This window comes from Rhodococcus jostii NBRC 16295 (assembly GCF_001894825.1).
In the GTDB taxonomy this organism is placed as follows: Bacteria; Actinomycetota; Actinomycetes; order Mycobacteriales; family Mycobacteriaceae; genus Rhodococcus_F; species Rhodococcus_F jostii.
The window spans coordinates 1-19,143 of sequence record NZ_BCWY01000102.1; the positions used below are offsets into that span (position 1 = coordinate 1).

Below are 19,143 nucleotides of genomic sequence, written 5' to 3' on the forward strand. Positions count from 1 at the left end.
GAACCGCGACCGGCGGCGACGGTGATCGGGCGCGGCCCGGGCCCGTGGTAGCCGAGCACCGTCAGCGCCGCCCCGCCGGTGTCCGGCACCCGGGCCACCGCCGCGCACCGCACCCCCAGCAGCGCGGTGACCTCCGCGGTCGCGGCGGTCAGAAGCGTGTCGAGGTCGGCAGTGACCGCGAGTCGGCTCAGCTCGGCGAGTACGTGTTGTTCCCGGCACCGCTGATCAGCTTCCGCCAGGGCGGCGAGCAGCGGGTGTTCCTGCTCGCCCGCGGTGGACGGCTCCCGGCCGATCACCCCGATCAGCAGCGGGCGCCCGTCCTCGTCGCGCTCGGTGACAAAGACCGACAGGACCATCGGGATCGGCGCCCCGGTGCGCAAATGCCGTAACTCCGTCCGCCCGCACCACCGACCCCGTCCGGTCAGCGCAGCCGAGACCTCTGGTGCCTGCGCCACCGCCGCGTCGGTGCAGACGTCGGCGGCTGTGCGCGCGGACACCTCGCAGCCCTCCGGGAATCCCACCAGGGCGGCCGCGGCCGGGTTCAGATAGCGGAGACGGCCCGAACCGAACTCCCACAGCCCCACCGGGGCCGGCGCGCATTCCACCGCGGCGACCAGCTGCGCCGACATCGCCGCGCCCGACAACGATCCCGGCTCGGATCGGGTCACCTCTTCGGGGAACCCGGATTGTGCGGCGCCCTGCGGCACACGGTATGGTTCGAATAGTTCAGTCACGACTGGTCGGTTTCATTCTTGCACAACATCTTTCGGTGAATAGTTATGTCGCACCGGCTGCCGCATTCGTTTCACCGGAAGGCCCCCGAGCGGTGGAATCGGCGGCGGTGACATGCCGAGGCGGAGATCTCCACGGCCCCTCCCATCCGATGCCCCACGCCGCGGTCCCTGCCGATTCGCGGGGGTGCGGGGCATGGATGCGGGCAAGTCGCGCTGGTCAACGATGCTGGTGAAGACGCGGTATCTGGTGTTCATCCGCGTCGTCTCCGTGGGGTGTCCTTTGTACATGCTGCGCGCCGGGGAAGTCCCGAGACCCGCCACTCCCGTGCGCGGTGATGAAAATGCAGACACCGGACCATCGGATACCCGGTGTCGGCAAATCACGCGTACATATGGCACGGAGCACATTCTCGAGCCGCGCTTATTTCGAGGCGACCCACATTCTCGAACCACGCTTCGCGCAAGGTTATTCCGGGTCGACTGGCCCCATTTCGGGGTGACGATATCGACTCATCTGCGCGGTCGCCTGCCGACCGGGCACCCCCGCAGACCGAGCTCACTTCCCGGCCGAGGACGGCGGCGGGGGGCAGGCGGCGACCTGGCCGGTGATCGTGCTGATCAGGACGGTGGCCCGGCCGCCCCCAGGTGAGCCGGGCCACCGCTGTCCCGGATTGCTCCGTCGGTCAGCTCAGGCCGATGCCGCCGCCGAAGGTGACGCTCAGCCACCTCCCTCGAACGCGACATTGAAGTCGATTCCTGCAGAACCCATCAGAAATCACGCCTTTCCTGGTGATGAATCCACGGGATCGTCGATCCCCGCTTACGGTGCCTATCGCGCTCGGGGAAGGAGCGTTTCACTAAAAAACGAATTTCTCACATAATGAAATTAACAACCGCCCATAATGTTCGGGCAAATTAACAACCGCCCATAATGTTCTAGACAAATGGATTAGGTAATCGGGGGTGACTTCGAATTAATCGGCGCATTCGTTTCTGGTGTGTATTCGCGTGATCCACGAGGTTGCGAATGTGGGTGCCGCGCGCAGGTTGAGGCGGGGTGGGCGAACACTTGACCTCGGTCCGTGCGCGGCGGGCGCCCCGCGGGCCGAGGGGTTCAACGGCCGAAGCGGGGCTGGCTGCCCGGACCGCCATTGCGGCGCGGGCAGCGTACTCAGCGGGTACCCGCTTGCCACTGCGCTACGCGGGTTTCCCTGAAAGCCGGCTCCGCTTGCTTCGTGCGGTGTCCGTTCCGGCTTGGGAGATGTGGCGTGCGGCCGGATTGAGCGTCGCCGCCCCGGGGTAGTCGGCGGGAACGAACGCACCCCCACCGACCACGGCCCCCCACCCTTTTCGCCGACGCCGGCGCCGAGGTGCACCACATCTACTCGACAAACAAGGGGTTGGGCGATGACAGGCAAAAGTCAGATGGCGTTGGCCGTGGGTGCCGGGTACATGCTGGGGCGTACGCACAAGATGAAGTTGGCGCTGATGCTCGCGGGCGCCGGAGCATCCAGTCGGTTTCCTTCTGGCTCACTGGGGATGCTCGGACAGGCCGGCAAGCTGCTCGCGGATTCGCCCGAGGTCGCCAAGCTCGGCGGGGTGGTCCGCAAGGAGTTGATGAACGCGGCGAAGACGGCCGCCGTCACCGCGGCCAGTCACCGCATCGAATCGCTCAACTCCCGGTTGCAATCGGGCGGTGACGAGGCCGCGGGCGGGAAGAGGTCCAAGCACAGGAGTCACGAGGAGCCCGAAGACGACTACGACGACGAGTACACGGAGGACGAGACCGCCGAGGAGGACGAAGCCGAGGAGCAGGCGCCCCGCGCCCGCAAGCGCCCGGCCCCGCGCCGGCGGACCTCGAGCAGCGGCAGTTCCCGACCCACCCGGTCACGGTCCCGGTCGTCGACGAACAACGACAACGAAGACGAAACCCCCACCCGGGCCCGCAAGTCGCGCGCCAAGGCGACGACCGATGTCATCCCCATACGACGCAACCGGAAGTGACGACGATGACCGAGAACCTCGACAGTGCAGCGAAGAAGCTGCGCGAGAACGTCTCCGGTGCGTCCGGCAAGGCCGCATCGCTGTCACCGCTGCAGACAGCAGCGCAAAGCCTGCTCGGCACCCTGACCGACAAGGCGATCTCCACCGTCTCCGACAAGGTGCAGGGCGCCACCGGCCGGCTCACCGACTACGCCGAAGGCGGCGGCGGAAGCCTGCTGTCCGCAGTCACCGGCAAGGAGCAAGGCAAAGAGCAAGAGGACGACGGCAAGTCGCCGCTCTCCGCGCTCGGCTCGGGCCTGACCGGGCTGAAGGACAGTGTGAAGGACACGGCCTCCGACCTGAAGGACACGATCACCGGCGGCGGCGGTGGCGGTAAAGGCGGCAAGAAACTCAAACTCACCAACATCATCGAATCGATCGATGTCGGTGTCCCGGTCCAATTGGCCTACAACCAGTGGACACAGTTCGAAGACTTTCCGACGTTCACCAAGAAGGTCGAACGGGTCGCACAGGAATCGGACGAGAAACTCGAATGGAAGGCGAAGATCTTCCTCTCCCACCGAACCTGGGACGCGTCGATCCTCGAGCAGGTTCCCGACGAGCGGATCGTGTGGCGGTCGAAGGGCGCCAAAGGTTACATCGACGGTGCGGTGACGTTCCACGAGGTGACCCCCAACCTCACCCGCATCCTCCTGGTCCTCGAGTATCACCCGAAGGGCTTGTTCGAGAAGACCGGAAACCTGTGGCGTGCACAGGGACGCCGAGCGCGTCTGGAACTGAAGCACTTCAGACGTCACGTCATGACCGAATCCATCCTCCACCCCGACCAGATCGAGGGGTGGCGCGGAGAGATCCGCGACGGCGAGGTAGTCGAACCCGAGGATGCCGAGGACAACAACGAGGAACCTGCTGACGACGAGACAGCCGACGACGAGGCCGCCGGTGAGGAGGACCGGTCCGACGAGGAGACGGCCGAAGGCGAAGAGCCACAGGACCAGAGCGACGAGACCGACGAGTACGAGGAGGAGGAGCCGGAGGACGAGACCGGCGAGTACGAGGAGGAAGAACCCGAGGAGGAGCCGGAGGACGAGACCGGCGAGTACGAGGAGGAGGAACCCGAGGAGGAGCCGGAGGACGAGACCGGCGAGTACGAGGAGGAGGAACCCGAGGAGGAGCCGGAGGACGAGACCGGCGAGTACGAGGAGGAGGAACCCGAGGAGGAGCCGGAGGACGAGACCGGCGAGTACGAGGAGGAGGAACCCGAGGAGGAGCCCGAGCCGCGCCGGCGTCCCGAGCCGCGTCGGCGTCGTCCCCGGAAGGCCGCAGCAAAGAAGGCCCCCGCGAAGAAGGCCCCCGCGAAGAAGGCTGCCGCGAAGAAGACCCCGGCAAAGAAGACCCCCGCGAAGAAGAACCCCGCGAAGAAGACCGCAGCAAAGAAGACCGCAGCAAAGAAGGCAACGCCGCGGCGTAGGACAGGAGCACGCGCATGACCACGGCCGGTGGACCCAGCTCGAGCAGTCTCGCCGACGTCATCGACACCATCCTCGACAAGGGCCTGGTCATCGATGCGTACGTGCGCGTGTCGCTGGTCGGGATCGAACTGCTGACCATCGACGCCCGCGTCGTCGTCGCCAGTGTCGACACCTACCTGCGGTTCGCGGAGGCGGTGAACCGGCTCGAGATCGGCAGCGAGCCCAAGGGCCTGACGGACCTGGCCGGGGGCGGCGGCGAGAGCGAGGCCGAATCGAAAACCCAGGGCGCACTCGGGGCCGCCGGCGAGAAACTCGGCGACCTCCTCGGCGGCGGGAAGGAAGAACCTCAGCGCGAACGGGTTCCACGCAAGTCCACTCGCGAGGACCAGTGATGTCAACGTCGGAACAGAAGACCAACGACACACCCGAGGAGCCGACCGGTCGGACCGTTTCGCGCAGGGGTGGACGCGTCGAATTGGTCAGTCCCTGGCGGTCTTTGATCGATTGAACAACTGCCGTTCCGGGTAGTCCGGTAGTCCGCACTTACGTCTTCACTTCGGGTATGCCACAGGGGTGGGCTGGACGCGGCGACGGTGAGCGTAGAGCAGGCCGAGGAACGACCGGTACCGCCACACGGCGCCGAGCCGCCCGCACACGGCGTTGCGGGACGGTCGGGCCAATGGCGGGGCAGGGAGGAGCGAGGAGGATGACCACAGCGGGTGGGCCGAGTTCGAGCAGCCTGGCCGACGTCATCGACACCATCTTGGACAAGGGCCTCGTCATCGACGCCTACGTGCGCGTCTCGCTGGTCGGCATCGAACTGCTCACCATCGACGCCCGCATCGTCGTCGCCAGCGTCGACACCTACCTGCGCTTCGCCGAGGCGGCGAACCGGCTCGCGATCGGCAGCGAGCCGAAGGGGCTGTCCGATCTGGTGTCGGGCGGGACGGAAAAGATCGCCAAGTCGAAGACGAAGAGCGCCATCGAAGAGAAGCTCGGCGGCCTGCTGGGCGGGCAAGAGGAACCGGAACGGGAACGGGTGTCGCGTAAGTCGACTCGAGGTGACAGGTGATGGCTACATCGGAGCAGGCGAAGAACCAGAAGAGCGAGAACGCAGAGAAGTCGGACAAGAAGCAGACGGCGGGGGTGTACGTCTACGGCATCGTCCCGGCCGACGTCGAACCGGGGGACGACGCGACCGGGGTCGCCGACGGGAAGGTGGACGTCGTCGCGGACGGCGACATCGCCGCCCTGGTGAGCGAAATGTCCGTGGACCGTCCGCTCGGCAAACCCGAAGACCTCCGTGCCCACGCGAACGTGCTGGACGGGACGTCCCGGGTGGCGCCGGTGCTGCCGCTGCGGTTCGGGGCGGTGCTCACCGACGCCGACGCGGTGAAGGAGGAACTGCTCTCGGCACATGCGGACGAGTTCGCGGCGGCCCTCGAACAACTGGAGGGCAGGGCCCAGTACGTGGTCAAGGGCCGGTACGTGGAGCAGGCGATCCTGCGGGAGATCCTCGACGAGAACGAGCAGGCGGCGCAGTTGCGTGAGGAGATCCGGGACAAGTCGGAGGACGCCGGCCGCCAGGCGCGGATGGCGCTCGGGGAACTGGTGAACAACGCGATCGCCGGCAAGCGCGAGGAAGACACCCGCAAGACGGTCGAGGCCCTGGGAGGCCTCACCGCCTCCGTCAACCGCCGCGAACCCACGCACGAGGAAGAGGCCGTGCAGGTGGCGGTCCTCGCCGACGTGGACAGACAGGACGAACTCGAAGAGGCGGTGGGAGCACTGGCCGAGGAGTGGGACGGCCGGGTCGAGATGAAGCTGCTCGGGCCGATGGCCGCCTACGACTTCGTGGTCACCCAGAATCCGGCGGGGCAGGGCTGAACCATGGGACTGCTGTCATTCATCGTCACGCTGCCGCTCCAGCCGGTGAAGGGTGTGATCTCGCTGGCGGAGTTGATCCAACGGCAGGTCGAGGAGGAGATGCACAACCCGGCGGCAATCCGCCGCGGGCTCGAGGAACTCGAAGAGGCCCGTGCCCGGGGTGACATCACGGCCGAAGAGGAGGAGCAGGCCCAACAGGCGCTCATCGACCGGATGACGGGATCGCCATAGGGATTACGGGCACTGAAGCGGCGGTGCGGTGCGTCCATACGATTCCGCGGCGCCTCACTGTCATGTCCGTTGTCGGAGCGCTTGCCGCGGTTCCCGTGCCCGTAGGGGGCAGCACCCGCTGCGCCGTCCCGTCATGGCTGCCATCCCGGACTCGACGAAGACCTCGCTGCGCCAACGCTTGTCCGCCCGCGCTCGCGACCGATGGACCGCGATCACCCGGATCGACCTGCGGTTCCGGGCACCGTACGCCTATGTCGACGCCGTCCTGACCGACGGGCAGACCCTGCAGCTGTGCCGCCTCGAGTACGCCGGCTACGCCAACATGTGGGGCTTCGCGATCTACCGCGTCAGCCACGACGACTACCAAAACTCCTACCTGACTTGCACAGTTTTAGTGCCCCGGTCAACGTGTCGGTAGTTCCAGCGAGGTGAGGATGGCTGCGGCTTCGACGGTGAGCGGGTCGGCGGCGGTGTGGGGGTGGCCGGCGATGGTCAGGCTGATTTCTTGTAGCGGGCGCAGGGTTTTCACGATGCGCCCGATCGAGACTCCGGTCTCGGCCTGCAGATAGCGGGCGACCGCGAGCGCGGTGAACACGACCGTGAGGTGGGCTTCGATCGCGTCGCGGGTGTGGTGGAACATCGGCCGCGCCCGTAGGTCGGTTTTCGACATGCGGAACGACTGCTCGACATGCCAAAGGTCGTGATACTTGCCGATCACCTCGCCCGGGTCCATCAGTGTGGCGGGGATGTTGGTGACGTAGCCCTTCAACCCGACCAATGATCTGGCCCGATCGAGAGATGCGGTGTCGAGGGTGCGGCCGCCCGCGGTGGTCTTGACGAACCGCGTCGACTTCGGAGCTGTGCCGCCGTCGACGACCTCCCTGGCCCGGGCCTCCTGGGCGTTGAGTGTCTGATTGTCGCGGACCGCCCGTCGTTTGGAGTACTGCCAGACCGCCCGCCAGGACTTCGGATGTCCGGCCGCGTCCCAGACCGGTTCGGTGCGCTTGTTGACGTTGTTGACGGTGCTCTTCGCGTGCCGGGGAGTGACCATATCGATTATCTGTCCGTCAGCGAAAGTATTTCCGTTCCAATGGAAATGGTTTGCGAGATCGGCGGGGGCTCTGGTGACGCGGGACCCGACGATGAACTTGAGTCCGGCCTCGTCGAGGTCCTTGAGATTGCCGGCGGAGAGCATGCCTGCGTCGGCGGCGACAACCATCTCGACGCCCTCGATGTCGTGGCGGGCCTGGAACTGCCGGACGATCGGGACGATGGTATGGGTTTCTGCCTTGTTCCCTTCGAAGCAGCCGATCTCGAGGGGGAACCCGGTACGGTCGACGAGCAGGCCTACCACGATCTGCGGATCCACCCTGCGTTCCTTCGAATATCCGACCTTGCGCAGGTCGTCTTCCTTCTCTGCCTCGAAGTACAGCGTGGTGACGTCGTAGAGCACCAAGCTCAATCCGCCGGTCGCGGCGGCATGCTCGAAACATTTCTTCGCGACCCGGTCTCGGTAATCGATTGTGGCGCAACGCTTCAATGCGTAGGCGTAGGTGTTGCGGTGGGCCGGGGTCAGGCCGATCTCGGCGACGACCCGGCTGGTGTCGCTCATCGATGTCGGCTCGACGAGCCGGCCGAGGACCAGCTGGAAGAACGCGTCGTCGTCGACAGCATCGAGACCCAGTCGTCGCCATCCGGTCTCGATCGCCTCGATCAGCCAGCGAGACCGTTTCGTCGCGATCACCGATCCGCGTTCCCCGCCACCGCCGAGGTCGAGGTCGAGTTCCTGCTGGCCGGCCTGCAGCTTTTCCCGGGCCGCCTGCAACAGTGCCGCCAACTCGCCCTCGGTGTGGGCGGAACCGAGGTGCTCAAGGATCTTGTGGCGGCCCCCGTCCTTCGCGGCGATCTGCACCGCCGTCGCCCCCGACGCGGTCCGAACCTTGCGGATATAGGCAGCCACAACCGGCGATCCTACCGACCGATTAGTGCCCCATATCCCCGACCCGCGAATCCACTACCAGCACAAACGCCAGCCGAAGCCGGAAATCCCCATCGACCTGTGCAAGTCAGGTCCTACCTTCCCACCGGCTACAGCGCCGGCACCGCCGAGGACGCCCCGGACACCGCTTGCGGCCTCTATCTCGCCGACCCCACCGCGTGGACCTGAACCCCCGACGAACTAACGCCGACCACCACTAGTTGGTGAATCTGAGCGTGTCTCCCCAGTTTCCGATTTCCCAGCTCCCGTTGTAGCCCGAGAACGCGTGGTCCGTCTTGGTTGCTGTTCCGCTTTTCTGATCGGGATTATCTGCCGTACCCGTGATCTCTGCGATCTGGATCCCGAATTGGGTGATCGAGCCCCATTGCTGTATTTGACTCTGCATCTGCTGGATGTCGCGTCCGGCACTATTGCCAGAGTCGGGCTGGATTGCCGCCTTGTATGCACGCGCTGACGTTTTTATTCCGTTAAAATAGTCGAGGTAGCTTTGCTTAATGGGCCCGTTCAGTTGATCGCACATCTTGTCACACTGTGTGACTACGTTCTCAATGTCCAGGATTTCAAACACAACGTCCGCTACCGACATGACGACTGCGACAACAGCGATGAACTTGCCGACAGCATCCATGGCGCCAAAAGCAGTGGCGTCTACTTCCTCCACAGGAAGGCCGGCAGCTTCTGCTTGTTCCCTAATGGTGGCGTTCGCAATTTTCAATTTATAAAACATAATCGCTATGCACGCATTTTGGACCATGGATATCTCAGTCTTACCGGGGAAATCAAAACCCGCCAGAAAGTCCATGAATTTCTTGACGTCGGCATCAGTCTTTTGACTGAGATTCAGCGTATCCAAAGCATCGTAGACCGCGTTTATCTCGTCGCTGTTGTATAGACGCCGCGCGGACTCAGCGTACTGCTTGAAAGTCCCAACATCCAACGTCGTGTTTCTCTGCACCTGCGCTAAAAATTGCAGTAGAAGGCCGCGACATGTTCGCGTGTCGAGGCCCACCGGAGCCTTGCTCGCAATCAGATTGTTGTTTTGCTTGTATTTAGCGACGTAATCACTCACCGGCGAGTTGATTTGAGCGGAGATGTCAGCGTCGACCGATGTCAGCTTATTGTTGAGATCGGTTGACTTCGATGAAATAACTTTTTCCTGAATTATCTCGGCAGCTTGGAGAGCGGCGAACGCTGCCATCCCAAGTCCGAAAGACCAGATTGCAGCTACCGCGGCTCCGTCGGCGGCAATCTGGGTAGCGTCCTTCGCAACGGTCAGGTCACGCACCTCGCACGACAAGTCGTACAGCGTCGTGAATTCGGCGTTGACCGCCGTGTCTGAATCGAATTCTCCAAGATTTACAAAGAGAGCCTGCTCAGAAATAATGCCGTCGATGTTTTCATCTGATTCGGTCTCCCAGGTAGACATGTAGTTCAAGTAGGTGATGAGGTCCGTGCTGCCCATGGCAGGTTGCCTTTCGAATTGACTCTTCAACCGACGTACACGCCGGCCGTCGTGAAGCTGCGGTCTCGCTGACGTAGTGCGGTGGGGCCACGGATTCCGGCGGGTAGATGAGTGGAAATCTAGGAACCTCAATCGTCCGCTGCTGATCGTCGAAAGGTCAAGACCGGTTGGTCCTGTTTTGCAGTAGGGCCGAGCGTATCGGCATGAATATTGCATAGTTATACACTGTTTCGGATTGTCTCTCATTCGAGCAGTGTTGAGGCTGTTCCAGACCCGGCACGTCATTGCCGGTGTCGAGATGGTCGTCGCCGCGGACGCCGGCATGCTGTCGGCCGGCAACCTCAAGGACCTCGACGACGCCGGCCTGAAGTTCATCGTCGGCTCCCGTGTTACCAAGGCGCCCGCTGATCTGGCGAACCATTTCCATTGGAACGGTGACGTTTTCACCGACGGTCAGATCATCGACACCGTCACCCCGAGGCATGCGAATGTCCGTCACCGCACCGAACCCGTCTGGGACGCAGCCGGACATCCGAAGTCGTGGCGGGCGGTGTGGCAGTACTCGAAGCGCCGCGCCGTCCGCGACAACCAAACCCTGAACGCCCAAGAAGCCCGGGCCCGCGAGGTCGTCGACGGGGCGAAGGCACCGAAATCGACGCGGTTCGTCAAGACCACCGCGGGCGGCCGCACCCTCGACATCGCATCTCTCGACCGGGCCCGGTCGCTCGTCGGGTTGAAGGGCTACGTCACCAACCTCTCCGTCACCCTGATGACACCGGGCGAGGTCATCGGAAAATATCACGACCTCTGGCACGTCGAGCAGTCGTTCCGCATGTCGAAAACTGATCTACGGGCGCGGCCGATGTTCCACCACACCCGACACGCGATCGAAGCCCACCTCACCGTCGTGTTCACCGCCCTCGCCGTAGCCCGCTACCTGCAAGCCGAGACCGGGATCTCGATCGGACGCATCGTAAAAACCCTCCGGCCGCTGCGAGAAATCCGCCTGACCATCGCCGGCCAACCCCACACCGCCGACGCAGCCCGCATCCTCACCGCACTGGACATCCCGCACTCGTAGTCAGCGTTGGCACACTAAATCGTGCAAGTCAGGCCGTAGGGGGCAGCACCCGCTGCGCCGTCCCGGGGGTGGCTGGGGTGGTGCCCGGCGACCGGATACCCCGCCCGCTACGCGAGCGTGATGACGCCCCGGAGCCGGCGGACAGTTCCGCGGCGTACGCCCCCGACTCGGGGATCGGTTGATCGCCGCAGCGGTGACACCTCCCACGCCCAGTAGAAACCGCCGCCCGTTGGGACGGCCGCCCGGTGGCCGCCGGCTCGTCGGATTGGAACACGCGTGAGCTGGGCAAGCGTTGTGGGTGGCATACCGAGCAGCGAGGAGTGGGTGTGCCGCCCGCACCGAATGCGGCGGATCGACGACACGGAGGTAAGCGATGAGCAGACCACTGACCGGCCCGGGACGCGATGACGACCCGCGGCGGATGGAGCCCGGGGTCGACGACCGCCGTGTCGTCGACGACCGCACTGTCGCGGTGGAGGAGCGGGTGGTGACCAAGCCGGCGCGCACCAGCGCGGCCGCGGCGTTCGCGCTCGCGGTCGGGGTGGCCGCGTTCGTGTGTGTGCTGATCGTGATCCTCTCCCCGGTCGGGTTGGTCCTGGGCATCATCGGGTTGATCCTCGGTGTCCTCGGTATGCGGGCGGCCCGCCGGGTGGGGATCACCGGGAAAGGTGTGGCGATCGCCGGCCTGGTGCTGAGCGCGCTGGCGATCGTCATCTCGATTGCCTTCGCCGCCGGCGTGGTCACCGTCCTGAACAACGACAATGCCGTCGACCGGATCGAGTAGCAGGTGGACCAGATGCGCGACAAACTCCCCGACCACGTCGAGGTCCCGCAGCCCTGACAGCACCCACGGCACCGGCGTCTCGAGGGACGTCTCGACCAGTCCATGATGAGCAGGGACTCATCAGGAGGGCGGACCTGAAATATGTTGACTGCGAGAGCAATTGATCCCAGGGAGGCCGTTGAATGGGGCTTCGTCGCGCGGCGGGACGACGCTGCATGACTTCCCGCCGGGCCCGAGTCGCTAGGGTGTCGACGTGGCTCGATCGAGGGTCGCCGCCGCTGCCGGTGTTCCGGCGTCGGGGGTAACAGCGAGGCCGCACCCTCGATACATCATTATGGAGAGACGACGTGCGGATCCGGATACCGCACTGGGTTACCTCGAAGGGCTTCCCGCGCTGGTGTTGCTGGAACGGCTCCCGGTGCCGGTGCTCGCTGTCGACCGCGACGGTCACGTCGTGCACGTCAATCCCGCGTTCGAGGCCATGTTGGGGTATCCGCACGATGCGCTCTCGGGGCGATCGATGCGCGACCTGCTCCCGACGGCGTCCCCTCCGGTCGCGGAGGATCTGCAACAGTCGGCGGGGACGATCGTGACGCTCACGCACCGAGACGGTTCTGCTGTGCGGGCGGCGATCAGCAAGTCCGTGCTGACACGGGCGGACGACCCGGTTCTGCTCGTCTGCTTCCACGACGTGACCGAGCAACTGTGGGACGGCGGACACGCACCGAACTTCGGGTGAGGCCGCGATCGCGTCCGGTCGGTGGCCTGCCCGATGCGGCGGGGCACCGCCGCGCACGGAGATGAGCGAGCATCTTCCGCTCGACGTCGACTACCACTGCGGGATCGGCGCACAGGTCTCAACTGACACGTCCTTCACGCGAGGCCCGCTCGGGCTCCGACTTCGCCGCGGGCGAACGTCGTCTCGTCACCGGCCGGGGGTCCGATACAGTCCCGAAGATGGCGCCAGACCACCATCGGGATCGGCGGCGGCAGCACCGAGACGATCGCACTCAGCTCGCCCCGCCCGGGGAGCTGGGCGAGGAACTCCTCGCCCGGGCGGTGACTGCCGCCCTGACACAGGGCGCGTCCTGGGCGCAGATCGGCGCCCGGCTCGGGGTTCCCGATCCCTGCGCACCGGACCGCGAATGCTCCGACCGTCAGTGGCAGGACGCGATCGTCGACCACGAAAACGCACGAGCACAACGCCTCCACACCACCATGCCTGGACCGTCCTCGGCGCACGGGAGGTGATCGGAGATGATCGATCCCTACCACCCATCGAACGCGGCCGACGCGTGTTCGAACATCGGGATCGAGGTTATACAGGTCATCTGGGCCGATCCGGAACTGCCTTGGTGGCGATGATCTGTACCAGGTCGTCGAGTGCGGCGAGGGCGGCGTCGCGGTCCCGGTCGACGAGCCAGCGCAGCACCAGTCCGTCGAGCGCCGCCAGCGCGAACCGGGCGACCTGATCCACGGGCATGCTCCACGTGACGCCCGCCCGGTGTGCGCACAGATCGAGGAACGCCACCGCCTCGGTGTCCATGGTGCGGTACTGCCGGGCGGCGATCGCCCCGGCCGCGGCGTGGCCGGCCCCGCGTTGCCGGAGGGCCAGCGCGGTGATCTCGTAGGTGAGCAACTGCTGGTCGGGGGTGGCCTCGATGATCGGCCACAGGCCCCCGATGCCGGCCCGCAGGAGTTCACGAAGGCCCTCGATGCCGCGCATTTCCGCGGTTCCGATGAGGTGGATGAACGCCGTGCGCATCGACTCGCTGATGGCGAGGATCAGGCTTTCCGCCATCTCGGTGAGAAGTTCGTCCTTGTCCTCGAAGTGGTAGTGCACCACTCCGAGCGACACACCGGCGGCCTCGGCCACGCGGCGGATGGTCAACGCGGCGACACCCTGTTGCGCGGCGAGTACGAGCGCGGCATCGATGAGCTGTCCACGGCGGACATCCGCGGGAAGCCACTGCATCAGCGGATCGTATGCGCTCGCGCGTCCCATCAGCAGACGAATCGGACGACCCGGCACCGTCAGCTGTTGCCGGAGAGTTTGCCGCGTACTCGAGCTTCGACGCCGTTCCGTCGTTTCACCTGCGGTTTTTCGGGGAAATCCTGATGTGTTCACAAGAACGGGTGCCCGAATCGGCGCCCAGCGGTGCTGTGGGGGGTGTTCCGCCACCCGTTCGCTGCAAGAGTCGGGGACTCTCAGAATGAGGTGAGCATCATGAAGAAGAAGATCGCGGTACGCGCCGCCATCGCGTCGGCGGTCATCGCGCCCGCGATGGTTTTCGTGGGCGGTACCGCCCACGCGGTACCGGCGCTGAGCGCCGGGGCGACCGGTGAAGTGGTGGTGACGGTCCCCGCCGGTGAGAACTGGACCTGCTTCGGATTCGACTCGGGCTTCAACTTCAAGACCGGTGCGTTCGGGCCGGGGCCTGCGGGTAAGCTCAGCGGTTTCGTGAAGGGAAACGCGACCGTCTTCTGCTTCGGCGGCACGGCGCCGTTCTTCTTCACCGGCAGCGTGGCGGTGACGTAGCCGTTCAATTCGGTCCCGGTCCCGGGGGCACGGCCCTGGCTGGTCGTTCCACCGGCCAGGGCCGGTCTACCCGGTGGATCCTTGCGTGCCCGGGTCCGCGGTCAGGTCGTCGGTGTCGGCGAAGACCAGGCGCCCGTCGTCGAGGGCGACCGCCCACCGGTGCACCGGCGCCCAGGCGTGCCCGCGTTCGTCGGTGTCGGTCAGCTCGGCGTAGTCCTCGATGATCCGCCCGGTCTGGTCCGCTTCGGACGGCCGGCGCACCAGCACCCGCGCGCCCGTGCCCAGCGGGCCGGGCTCGGGTCTCGGCTTGTGTTTCTTCTCGGGCATCGGTCTGCACCTTCCGCTCGCACCGACCCGGATCATAAGCACCTCGACGGCGAAACCTCACCCGGCGCTCCCGGGGACGGTGCGCCGCTCACCCGCCTCTGGCCCCTCTGATTGCTCACAATTCGCTCTAATAAACACGAGAAACAACGAACTCTCGCTGGAATAGCGATTTTGATCAATTGTCCAGCAATGTGGACGGTTGTTAAATTTCAATATGTGAGAATATCTCGGGTTTGGTGAAACGCCCCGAGATTGCGAAGTCGATAAATGGTGTAAGCGGCGATCGACGATCCCGTGGATTTTCATCACCAGTGGAAGGAGTGAATTCTGATGGGTTCTGCAGGAATCGACTTCAGCGTCGCATTCGAGGCGTTCCTGAAGTGGCTGAGCATCACCTTCGGCGGCGGCATCGGCCTGAGCTGACCGACGGAGCAATCCGGGACAGCGGTGGCCCGGCTCGCCTGGGGGCAGCCGGGCCACCGCCCTGATCAGCAGTACGTGCATGTCGGCGGCGGATCCGCACCGTCGCGGGGACTCGGGCGCAGCAAGCTTCGGCGGGGCCGGCGAGAAGGGTCGATCGACACCGTGACCGGCGATTCGGGCACAATCAACCCGAAATTCACGATTGCAGCGTGCGGAACAATTAGATTCGACCGTCACGGTGTATTGCCCACGCGACTTTGGATGCGGTCGCCGGGCATTCCGGTGCCACCAAAGGTGGCCGGTATTTCCTTTTCAGAGAGGACCGCTATGTTGATCAAACTCGACCCCGCAACGGCCGCCGCGGCCGATCCGCCACTCGACGACGCGACCACACGCCGGGATGCGGCCGCGCTCCGGGCACTCCACAACGTGCACGAGTGCCGGATAGCGGCCGGATAAGGCGACCGGTGGCGGAACCGATCGCGGTGAGCGGCGGACACCACACGCAAGCAGGGAGATCCGAAGTGCCTGGTATGAACATGCCCTGGATGGTCGTGGTCCTGGTGGCCGCGCTGGTGGTGATCGTCGCTTCCGCTGGTGTCGCGGTCACCGCGGATGCGGTATCCCGCCGCCGAGTGCACCGAGCAGCGGAGACTGCCGCTGCGGATCCGGAGTCGCCGCTGCGCACCGTCGACGCGGCGTCCCGGGTTCACGATTGGCACCGGCTTGCAGTGCCGGCATGGGTGACCTGCGTCGGCGCCTCGGCACTCGCGGTCGCGATGGTCGGCGTACTCATCGTTGTCGGATGAGTACGCCGACCACCGCGCAAGCGGATCTCGCTGGCGGCGTGATCGACGAGGGCTTTGTGCGGTTCGAACGCCGCAGCGGCGGCCGAGGCACGCCCGCGCCCTGCGTCCGGCCGCCGGAGGTGGGGCCGTGGCTCATGCGCCCCAGTCGGTGCAAATTAAGGCTGTCCGGATGGTGCTGTTTCGGTTCGCGTCGCCTACTCGAGGCCGATCACCTCGTGCGCGATGGCGGCCAGCCGGGTCTGGGCGGCGGAGACGACGCCGTGCCGGTTCTTGTGTGCCTCCTCGTACGCGACCATCACCCGCACGTCGCCCGGTTCGGTGAGTTCCTGGACCGCGGCGACCGCCCGGGTGACGTTGAACTCGTCGTAGGCGTCGATGGGCCGCTCCCCGGGTTCGAGGACGCCGGTGGCGGTGCGCGCGGAATGGATCACGTCGGCGACGCCGTCGGCGCCTTGCCGACGGGTGACCTGTTCGGCGGTCTCGAGGGCCGCGTCGCGGGATGCGGTCAGGGTCTTGACCGCGACGTCCCCGGCCCGGGCGCCGCGGCTGAGGAGCTCGTTCAGGGCGGGTGGGGTGGTGCGGACGGTGTCGAGGGCGCGGTCCAGCCCGCGCGCGGACCAGGTGACGGGCACGTTGACCAGTCTCACCGCGGCGCCGGCGGCCGCCTGCAACGGGGTGCGGCGCAGCGCCGCCGGGCCACCGAGGGCATCTTCGGCGAGGACGGTGGTCAGCCAATCCACCGTGGCCGAATGGGCGGCGATCAACCGGAACGCGAGGTTCTCGATGTCGCTTTCCCCGGCCGCGACGGCGAGGGCCTTGAGGTAGCGGGCGCGATCGAGAAGCTGGTGCTCGAGCGCCAGATCGCCGAACAGCGCCTCGTCGAACGGTTGGGCCTGCTCGGTCAGGGCCTTGACCGCGGCGGCGGCGCGGCCCAGGAACGGGCCGATCAGCTCGGGGACACCGCCGAGTTGGCGGATCGCGGCGTCGATGGCCTCTGCCCGGGAGCGGCCGTTGGCGGCGTTCTCCGACAATTCGCGGCGCACCGCGTCGGTGCGGGCCTGGACGACGCGGGTTTCGGCGACCTGGATTTCGGTGTGGGTGAGATCGAGGACTGCGCGCAGCTGCGCGAGCAGGGTGGAGGTATCGGTTGTGTTCATGCGGGTTCGCCCCTTCGGCGTTGATGGCATGGACTGGCGGTGGCGCCTCTGGGCGCGTACCCCGAGTGCGCCGAGGCTCACCGCGGTCGGGTCAGTGTTCAGCCGCTGTTTACCGCAATGACCGGCGACGTTTACAGGGGTTCTCGGTGGCACTCGGTCGGTGGCATCGGCACACGCCGCCGACCCCGCGCAAGCCCGTGGTCGGGGCCCTGTTCAGGGGGACGGTCGGTGGGGTACTCGCGGTCGGTCGGGATCGGCGCGCCCAGGCGAAAACGCCTGGGAGCCGGAAGCGAGGAGCACAGCAATGACCACAGCGGGTGGGCCGAGTTCGAGCAGTTTGGCGGACGTCATCGACACCATCTTGGACAAGGGCCTGGTCATCGACGCGTACGTGCGGGTGTCGCTGGTCGGTATCGAACTGCTCACCATCGACGCCCGCATCGTCGTCGCCAGCGTCGACACCTACCTGCGGTTCGCGGAGGCGGCGAACCGGCTCGCGATCGGCAGTGAACCGAAGGGCCTGAGCGACCTCGTTTCCGACGTCAAGGGCAGCGGCAGCACGAAGTCCAAGACCAAGGGTGTCCTCGAGGGCGTCGGGGAAACGCTCGGTGAGCTGCTCGGCGGATCCGGCAGCGAACGCGAACCCGCACCCCACCGGAGACAAAAATGACCTCCCCAGATGACACCGACCCCGACACCGAGACCGACGGCGACGACGAGGCCACGTCGGCAGCGACCGGGATCTACGTGTACGGCATCGTGCCCGCCGACGTGCAACCCGAAGACGACGCCACCGGCATCCACGACGCCCCGATCGAGATCGTCACCCACGGCGACATCGCGGCCTTGGTCAGCGAGATCGACCCGGACCAACGCCTCGGCACCCCCGCGGACCTGCAGGCCCACGCCCACATCCTGGATGGCACCTCGCACGTCGCCCCGGTGCTGCCGCTGCGGTTCGGTGCCGTCCTGTCCGACCGCGACGCGGTAGTCAACGAACTGCTCGCCGAACACGACGACGAGTTCGCCTCCGCCCTCGACGAGCTCGAGGGCTTCGCCCAATACCTGGTGAAGGGCCGCTACGTCGAGGAGACCATCATCGGCGAGATCGTCGACGAGAACCCGAAGGCCACCGCCCTGCTGAAGTCGATCCGCGACCAACCCGAGGAACTGACCCGGGATGACCGGATGGCGTTGGGGGAGATCATCGGTCACACTCTCGAGGCCAAGCGGGAGACGGACACCGGCACCACTCTCGACGTGCTGGCACCGCTGACCGACACCGTGACCGTCCGCGAACCCACCCACGACGAGGACGCCGTCCAGATCGCGGTCCTGCTCGAGGTGGACCTGCAAGACGAACTCGAACAGACGGTCGGCGACCTGGCCGAGCGCTGGGACGACCGGGTCACCCTGCGCCTCGTCGGCCCGATGGCGCCCTACGACTTCGTGGTGACACCGAAGCCGGAGGGCTGACGAAAGGGTCTGCTGACATACATCGTCACGCTGCCCCTCCACCGCCCGGAGACAGTGTCCTTCTGTTGCAGGTCCGGCATTGCGGCCTTCACAGGCGAGGGTGAGGTTGCCTGGGGCATCGGCTTGTTTCCCGTGCCCATGCGGCCAGCCACCCGATCTCCATGGCCGCGTCCAGCAGATACATTTTCGGTATTCGGCCGGCCGGAACGTAGAGGAGGTCGATCGTGAGCAATACCGTGGCGGTGGCCACCCCCAGATCTCGTGCACGCCGCCATCCTTCCGCGGTGTCCGACGAGAGTATCTGCACGACACCGTTGCCGGTGAGCAGGCCGCCGACGGTGTAGAGCAACCATCGATCGTTCTTTGTCCCGAAGACTGCTTCGAAACTCCGGCGATGCACCAGGGGCCACAGGCCACCGAGCATGTTGAACAGTCCGTGCGCGTGAGCGATGGAGTTACCACCCGGAAGGCCACCGCGGTGCCATGTGCCCATTCTCGCGGATACCCGCTCGATCACGGTGTGAATCCGTGGGGCGGCGGCCAGGTGGGGAGAGATCGGAAGGCCGGCAGGTCTGGCTATCGGGGACGAAGCCGAACGGTCCAGCCCGCAGAGCGGGTGCGGCAGGTGCACGGGTGCCCCCCCCCGGCCGGTGGACGGAGCACCGTCGTCCCGGAACGGGCGCCTGGTTGGTCCTCGTCGCCATCACCCGGGTTGTCCCTGGAGAAGTCAGCGGCCTCCGCCCCTCCCACTCAGTGAC

At 65.9% G+C, this 19,143-nt stretch carries 22 protein-coding genes and 1 pseudogene; 16 read left to right on the forward strand and 7 right to left on the reverse strand.

The features are described 5' to 3' along the window. Positions 1 to 734, reverse strand: a 734-nt coding sequence (locus RJ1_RS38105) for a PAS domain-containing protein (RefSeq protein ID WP_170008938.1), incomplete at its 3' end; no start/stop codon positions are given. A gap of 1,407 nt (positions 735 to 2,141) precedes the next feature. On the opposite strand from RJ1_RS38105, the gene RJ1_RS38110 reads away from it, so the two are divergent. From RJ1_RS38110 to RJ1_RS38140, 7 genes are all read left to right on the forward strand, one after another. Beyond that, the gene (locus RJ1_RS38110) at positions 2,142 to 2,738 is read left to right on the forward strand and encodes a hypothetical protein (RefSeq protein WP_073368586.1); all 597 of its coding nucleotides are present in this window, start codon (positions 2,142 to 2,144) and stop codon (positions 2,736 to 2,738) included. Between the two features lie 5 nt (positions 2,739 to 2,743). Beyond that, positions 2,744 to 4,228, forward strand: coding sequence for an SRPBCC family protein (locus tag RJ1_RS38115; protein ID WP_073368641.1), 1,485 nt, complete (start codon positions 2,744 to 2,746; stop codon positions 4,226 to 4,228). After that, a complete protein-coding gene (gene gvpJ / locus RJ1_RS38120) occupies positions 4,225 to 4,602 on the forward strand; it encodes a gas vesicle protein GvpJ (RefSeq protein ID WP_073368588.1) in 378 nt (125 codons plus the stop codon). The genes RJ1_RS38115 and gvpJ (RJ1_RS38120) overlap by 4 nt, the downstream gene beginning before the upstream one ends. A gap of 314 nt (positions 4,603 to 4,916) precedes the next feature. After that, on the forward strand, positions 4,917 to 5,282 hold the full coding sequence (gene gvpJ, locus RJ1_RS38125) for a gas vesicle protein GvpJ (protein WP_005241539.1): 366 nt from the start codon (positions 4,917 to 4,919) through the stop codon (positions 5,280 to 5,282). After that, positions 5,282 to 6,097, forward strand: a complete 816-nt coding sequence (locus tag RJ1_RS38130) for a GvpL/GvpF family gas vesicle protein (RefSeq protein WP_073368590.1) — start codon at positions 5,282 to 5,284, stop codon at positions 6,095 to 6,097. The genes gvpJ (RJ1_RS38125) and RJ1_RS38130 overlap by 1 nt, the downstream gene beginning before the upstream one ends. Before the next feature lie 3 nt (positions 6,098 to 6,100). Next, positions 6,101 to 6,328, forward strand: a complete 228-nt coding sequence (locus RJ1_RS38135; RefSeq protein ID WP_073368592.1) for a gas vesicle protein GvpG — start codon at positions 6,101 to 6,103, stop codon at positions 6,326 to 6,328. Between the two features lie 133 nt (positions 6,329 to 6,461). Then, complete coding sequence (locus RJ1_RS38140) at positions 6,462 to 6,746, forward strand: hypothetical protein (RefSeq protein ID WP_073368594.1); 285 nt, start codon at positions 6,462 to 6,464, stop codon at positions 6,744 to 6,746. Here the strand turns inward: RJ1_RS38140 and RJ1_RS38145 are convergent. Then, positions 6,732 to 8,288: an IS1634 family transposase gene (locus tag RJ1_RS38145; protein ID WP_073368596.1), complete on the reverse strand. Its 1,557-nt coding sequence runs from the start codon at positions 8,286 to 8,288 to the stop codon at positions 6,732 to 6,734. The genes RJ1_RS38140 and RJ1_RS38145 overlap by 15 nt on opposite strands. Before the next feature lie 235 nt (positions 8,289 to 8,523). Further along, entirely contained in the window at positions 8,524 to 9,789 is a 1,266-nt protein-coding gene (locus tag RJ1_RS38150; RefSeq protein WP_073368598.1) for a hypothetical protein, read from the reverse strand. Between the two features lie 253 nt (positions 9,790 to 10,042). Between RJ1_RS38150 and RJ1_RS38155 the strand changes: the two are divergent. The 4 genes and pseudogenes from RJ1_RS38155 to RJ1_RS48275 form a co-directional block, all read left to right on the forward strand. After that, a pseudogene (locus RJ1_RS38155) lies at positions 10,043 to 10,870 on the forward strand (IS1634 family transposase); the annotation flags it as partial. A 373-nt stretch (positions 10,871 to 11,243) separates the two neighbouring features. Further along, the gene (locus RJ1_RS38160; RefSeq protein WP_073368600.1) at positions 11,244 to 11,654 is read left to right on the forward strand and encodes a DUF4190 domain-containing protein; all 411 of its coding nucleotides are present in this window, start codon (positions 11,244 to 11,246) and stop codon (positions 11,652 to 11,654) included. Positions 11,655 to 11,988: 334 nt separating this feature from the next. Next, entirely contained in the window at positions 11,989 to 12,393 is a 405-nt protein-coding gene (locus RJ1_RS38165; protein WP_073368602.1) for a PAS domain-containing protein, read from the forward strand. A gap of 218 nt (positions 12,394 to 12,611) precedes the next feature. Continuing rightward, positions 12,612 to 12,905: a hypothetical protein gene (locus RJ1_RS48275; RefSeq protein ID WP_240319639.1), complete on the forward strand. Its 294-nt coding sequence runs from the start codon at positions 12,612 to 12,614 to the stop codon at positions 12,903 to 12,905. Between the two features lie 76 nt (positions 12,906 to 12,981). Here RJ1_RS48275 and RJ1_RS38175 read toward each other — a convergent pair whose 3' ends face one another. Next, on the reverse strand, positions 12,982 to 13,629 hold the full coding sequence (locus RJ1_RS38175) for a TetR/AcrR family transcriptional regulator (protein WP_240319638.1): 648 nt from the start codon (positions 13,627 to 13,629) through the stop codon (positions 12,982 to 12,984). 252 nt (positions 13,630 to 13,881) lie between these two features. Between RJ1_RS38175 and RJ1_RS38180 the strand changes: the two genes are divergently transcribed. Next, the gene (locus tag RJ1_RS38180; protein ID WP_073368647.1) at positions 13,882 to 14,193 is read left to right on the forward strand and encodes a hypothetical protein; all 312 of its coding nucleotides are present in this window, start codon (positions 13,882 to 13,884) and stop codon (positions 14,191 to 14,193) included. 66 nt (positions 14,194 to 14,259) lie between these two features. Here RJ1_RS38180 and RJ1_RS38185 read toward each other — a convergent pair whose 3' ends face one another. Then, positions 14,260 to 14,520, reverse strand: coding sequence for a hypothetical protein (locus RJ1_RS38185; protein WP_073368649.1), 261 nt, complete (start codon positions 14,518 to 14,520; stop codon positions 14,260 to 14,262). 750 nt (positions 14,521 to 15,270) lie between these two features. On the opposite strand from RJ1_RS38185, the gene RJ1_RS48280 reads away from it, so the two are divergent. Both RJ1_RS48280 and RJ1_RS38190 read left to right on the forward strand, forming a co-directional pair. Further along, positions 15,271 to 15,402 carry a hypothetical protein gene (locus RJ1_RS48280; RefSeq protein WP_255284940.1) on the forward strand — a complete coding sequence of 44 codons (132 nt, stop codon included), beginning with the start codon at positions 15,271 to 15,273 and terminating at the stop codon, positions 15,400 to 15,402. Between the two features lie 74 nt (positions 15,403 to 15,476). After that, complete coding sequence (locus RJ1_RS38190; protein ID WP_073368604.1) at positions 15,477 to 15,752, forward strand: hypothetical protein; 276 nt, start codon at positions 15,477 to 15,479, stop codon at positions 15,750 to 15,752. Positions 15,753 to 15,946: 194 nt separating this feature from the next. Here RJ1_RS38190 and RJ1_RS38195 read toward each other — a convergent pair whose 3' ends face one another. Beyond that, the gene (locus tag RJ1_RS38195; RefSeq protein ID WP_073368606.1) at positions 15,947 to 16,909 is read right to left on the reverse strand and encodes a hypothetical protein; all 963 of its coding nucleotides are present in this window, start codon (positions 16,907 to 16,909) and stop codon (positions 15,947 to 15,949) included. Between the two features lie 304 nt (positions 16,910 to 17,213). Here RJ1_RS38195 and gvpJ (RJ1_RS38200) point away from each other — a divergent pair, with 304 nt between their 5' ends. Both gvpJ (RJ1_RS38200) and RJ1_RS38205 read left to right on the forward strand, forming a co-directional pair. Beyond that, positions 17,214 to 17,579: a gas vesicle protein GvpJ gene (gvpJ, locus tag RJ1_RS38200; protein ID WP_073368608.1), complete on the forward strand. Its 366-nt coding sequence runs from the start codon at positions 17,214 to 17,216 to the stop codon at positions 17,577 to 17,579. Continuing rightward, positions 17,576 to 18,385 carry a GvpL/GvpF family gas vesicle protein gene (locus tag RJ1_RS38205; RefSeq protein WP_073368610.1) on the forward strand — a complete coding sequence of 270 codons (810 nt, stop codon included), beginning with the start codon at positions 17,576 to 17,578 and terminating at the stop codon, positions 18,383 to 18,385. Before gvpJ (RJ1_RS38200) ends, RJ1_RS38205 begins: the two co-directional genes overlap by 4 nt. Positions 18,386 to 18,473: 88 nt before the next feature. Here RJ1_RS38205 and RJ1_RS38210 read toward each other — a convergent pair whose 3' ends face one another. Next, positions 18,474 to 18,902, reverse strand: a complete 429-nt coding sequence (locus RJ1_RS38210) for a hypothetical protein (RefSeq protein WP_205415345.1) — start codon at positions 18,900 to 18,902, stop codon at positions 18,474 to 18,476. Positions 18,903 to 19,143: the final 241 nt, after the last annotated feature.

Coding starts and splice junctions, on each gene's coding strand:
- RJ1_RS38110 (WP_073368586.1), top strand. CDS start 2,142: ATGACAGGCAAAAGTCAGATGGCGTTGGCCGTGGGTGCCGGGTACATG.
- RJ1_RS38115 (WP_073368641.1), top strand. CDS start 2,744: ATGACCGAGAACCTCGACAGTGCAGCGAAGAAGCTGCGCGAGAACGTC.
- gvpJ (WP_073368588.1), top strand. CDS start 4,225: ATGACCACGGCCGGTGGACCCAGCTCGAGCAGTCTCGCCGACGTCATC.
- gvpJ (WP_005241539.1), top strand. CDS start 4,917: ATGACCACAGCGGGTGGGCCGAGTTCGAGCAGCCTGGCCGACGTCATC.
- RJ1_RS38130 (WP_073368590.1), top strand. CDS start 5,282: ATGGCTACATCGGAGCAGGCGAAGAACCAGAAGAGCGAGAACGCAGAG.
- RJ1_RS38135 (WP_073368592.1), top strand. CDS start 6,101: ATGGGACTGCTGTCATTCATCGTCACGCTGCCGCTCCAGCCGGTGAAG.
- RJ1_RS38140 (WP_073368594.1), top strand. CDS start 6,462: ATGGCTGCCATCCCGGACTCGACGAAGACCTCGCTGCGCCAACGCTTG.
- RJ1_RS38150 (WP_073368598.1), bottom strand. CDS start 9,789: ATGGGCAGCACGGACCTCATCACCTACTTGAACTACATGTCTACCTGG.
- RJ1_RS38160 (WP_073368600.1), top strand. CDS start 11,244: ATGAGCAGACCACTGACCGGCCCGGGACGCGATGACGACCCGCGGCGG.
- RJ1_RS38165 (WP_073368602.1), top strand. CDS start 11,989: ATGGAGAGACGACGTGCGGATCCGGATACCGCACTGGGTTACCTCGAA.
- RJ1_RS48275 (WP_240319639.1), top strand. CDS start 12,612: ATGGCGCCAGACCACCATCGGGATCGGCGGCGGCAGCACCGAGACGAT.
- RJ1_RS38175 (WP_240319638.1), bottom strand. CDS start 13,629: ATGCAGTGGCTTCCCGCGGATGTCCGCCGTGGACAGCTCATCGATGCC.
- RJ1_RS38180 (WP_073368647.1), top strand. CDS start 13,882: ATGAAGAAGAAGATCGCGGTACGCGCCGCCATCGCGTCGGCGGTCATC.
- RJ1_RS38185 (WP_073368649.1), bottom strand. CDS start 14,520: ATGCCCGAGAAGAAACACAAGCCGAGACCCGAGCCCGGCCCGCTGGGC.
- RJ1_RS48280 (WP_255284940.1), top strand. CDS start 15,271: ATGTTGATCAAACTCGACCCCGCAACGGCCGCCGCGGCCGATCCGCCA.
- RJ1_RS38190 (WP_073368604.1), top strand. CDS start 15,477: ATGAACATGCCCTGGATGGTCGTGGTCCTGGTGGCCGCGCTGGTGGTG.
- RJ1_RS38195 (WP_073368606.1), bottom strand. CDS start 16,909: ATGAACACAACCGATACCTCCACCCTGCTCGCGCAGCTGCGCGCAGTC.
- gvpJ (WP_073368608.1), top strand. CDS start 17,214: ATGACCACAGCGGGTGGGCCGAGTTCGAGCAGTTTGGCGGACGTCATC.
- RJ1_RS38205 (WP_073368610.1), top strand. CDS start 17,576: ATGACCTCCCCAGATGACACCGACCCCGACACCGAGACCGACGGCGAC.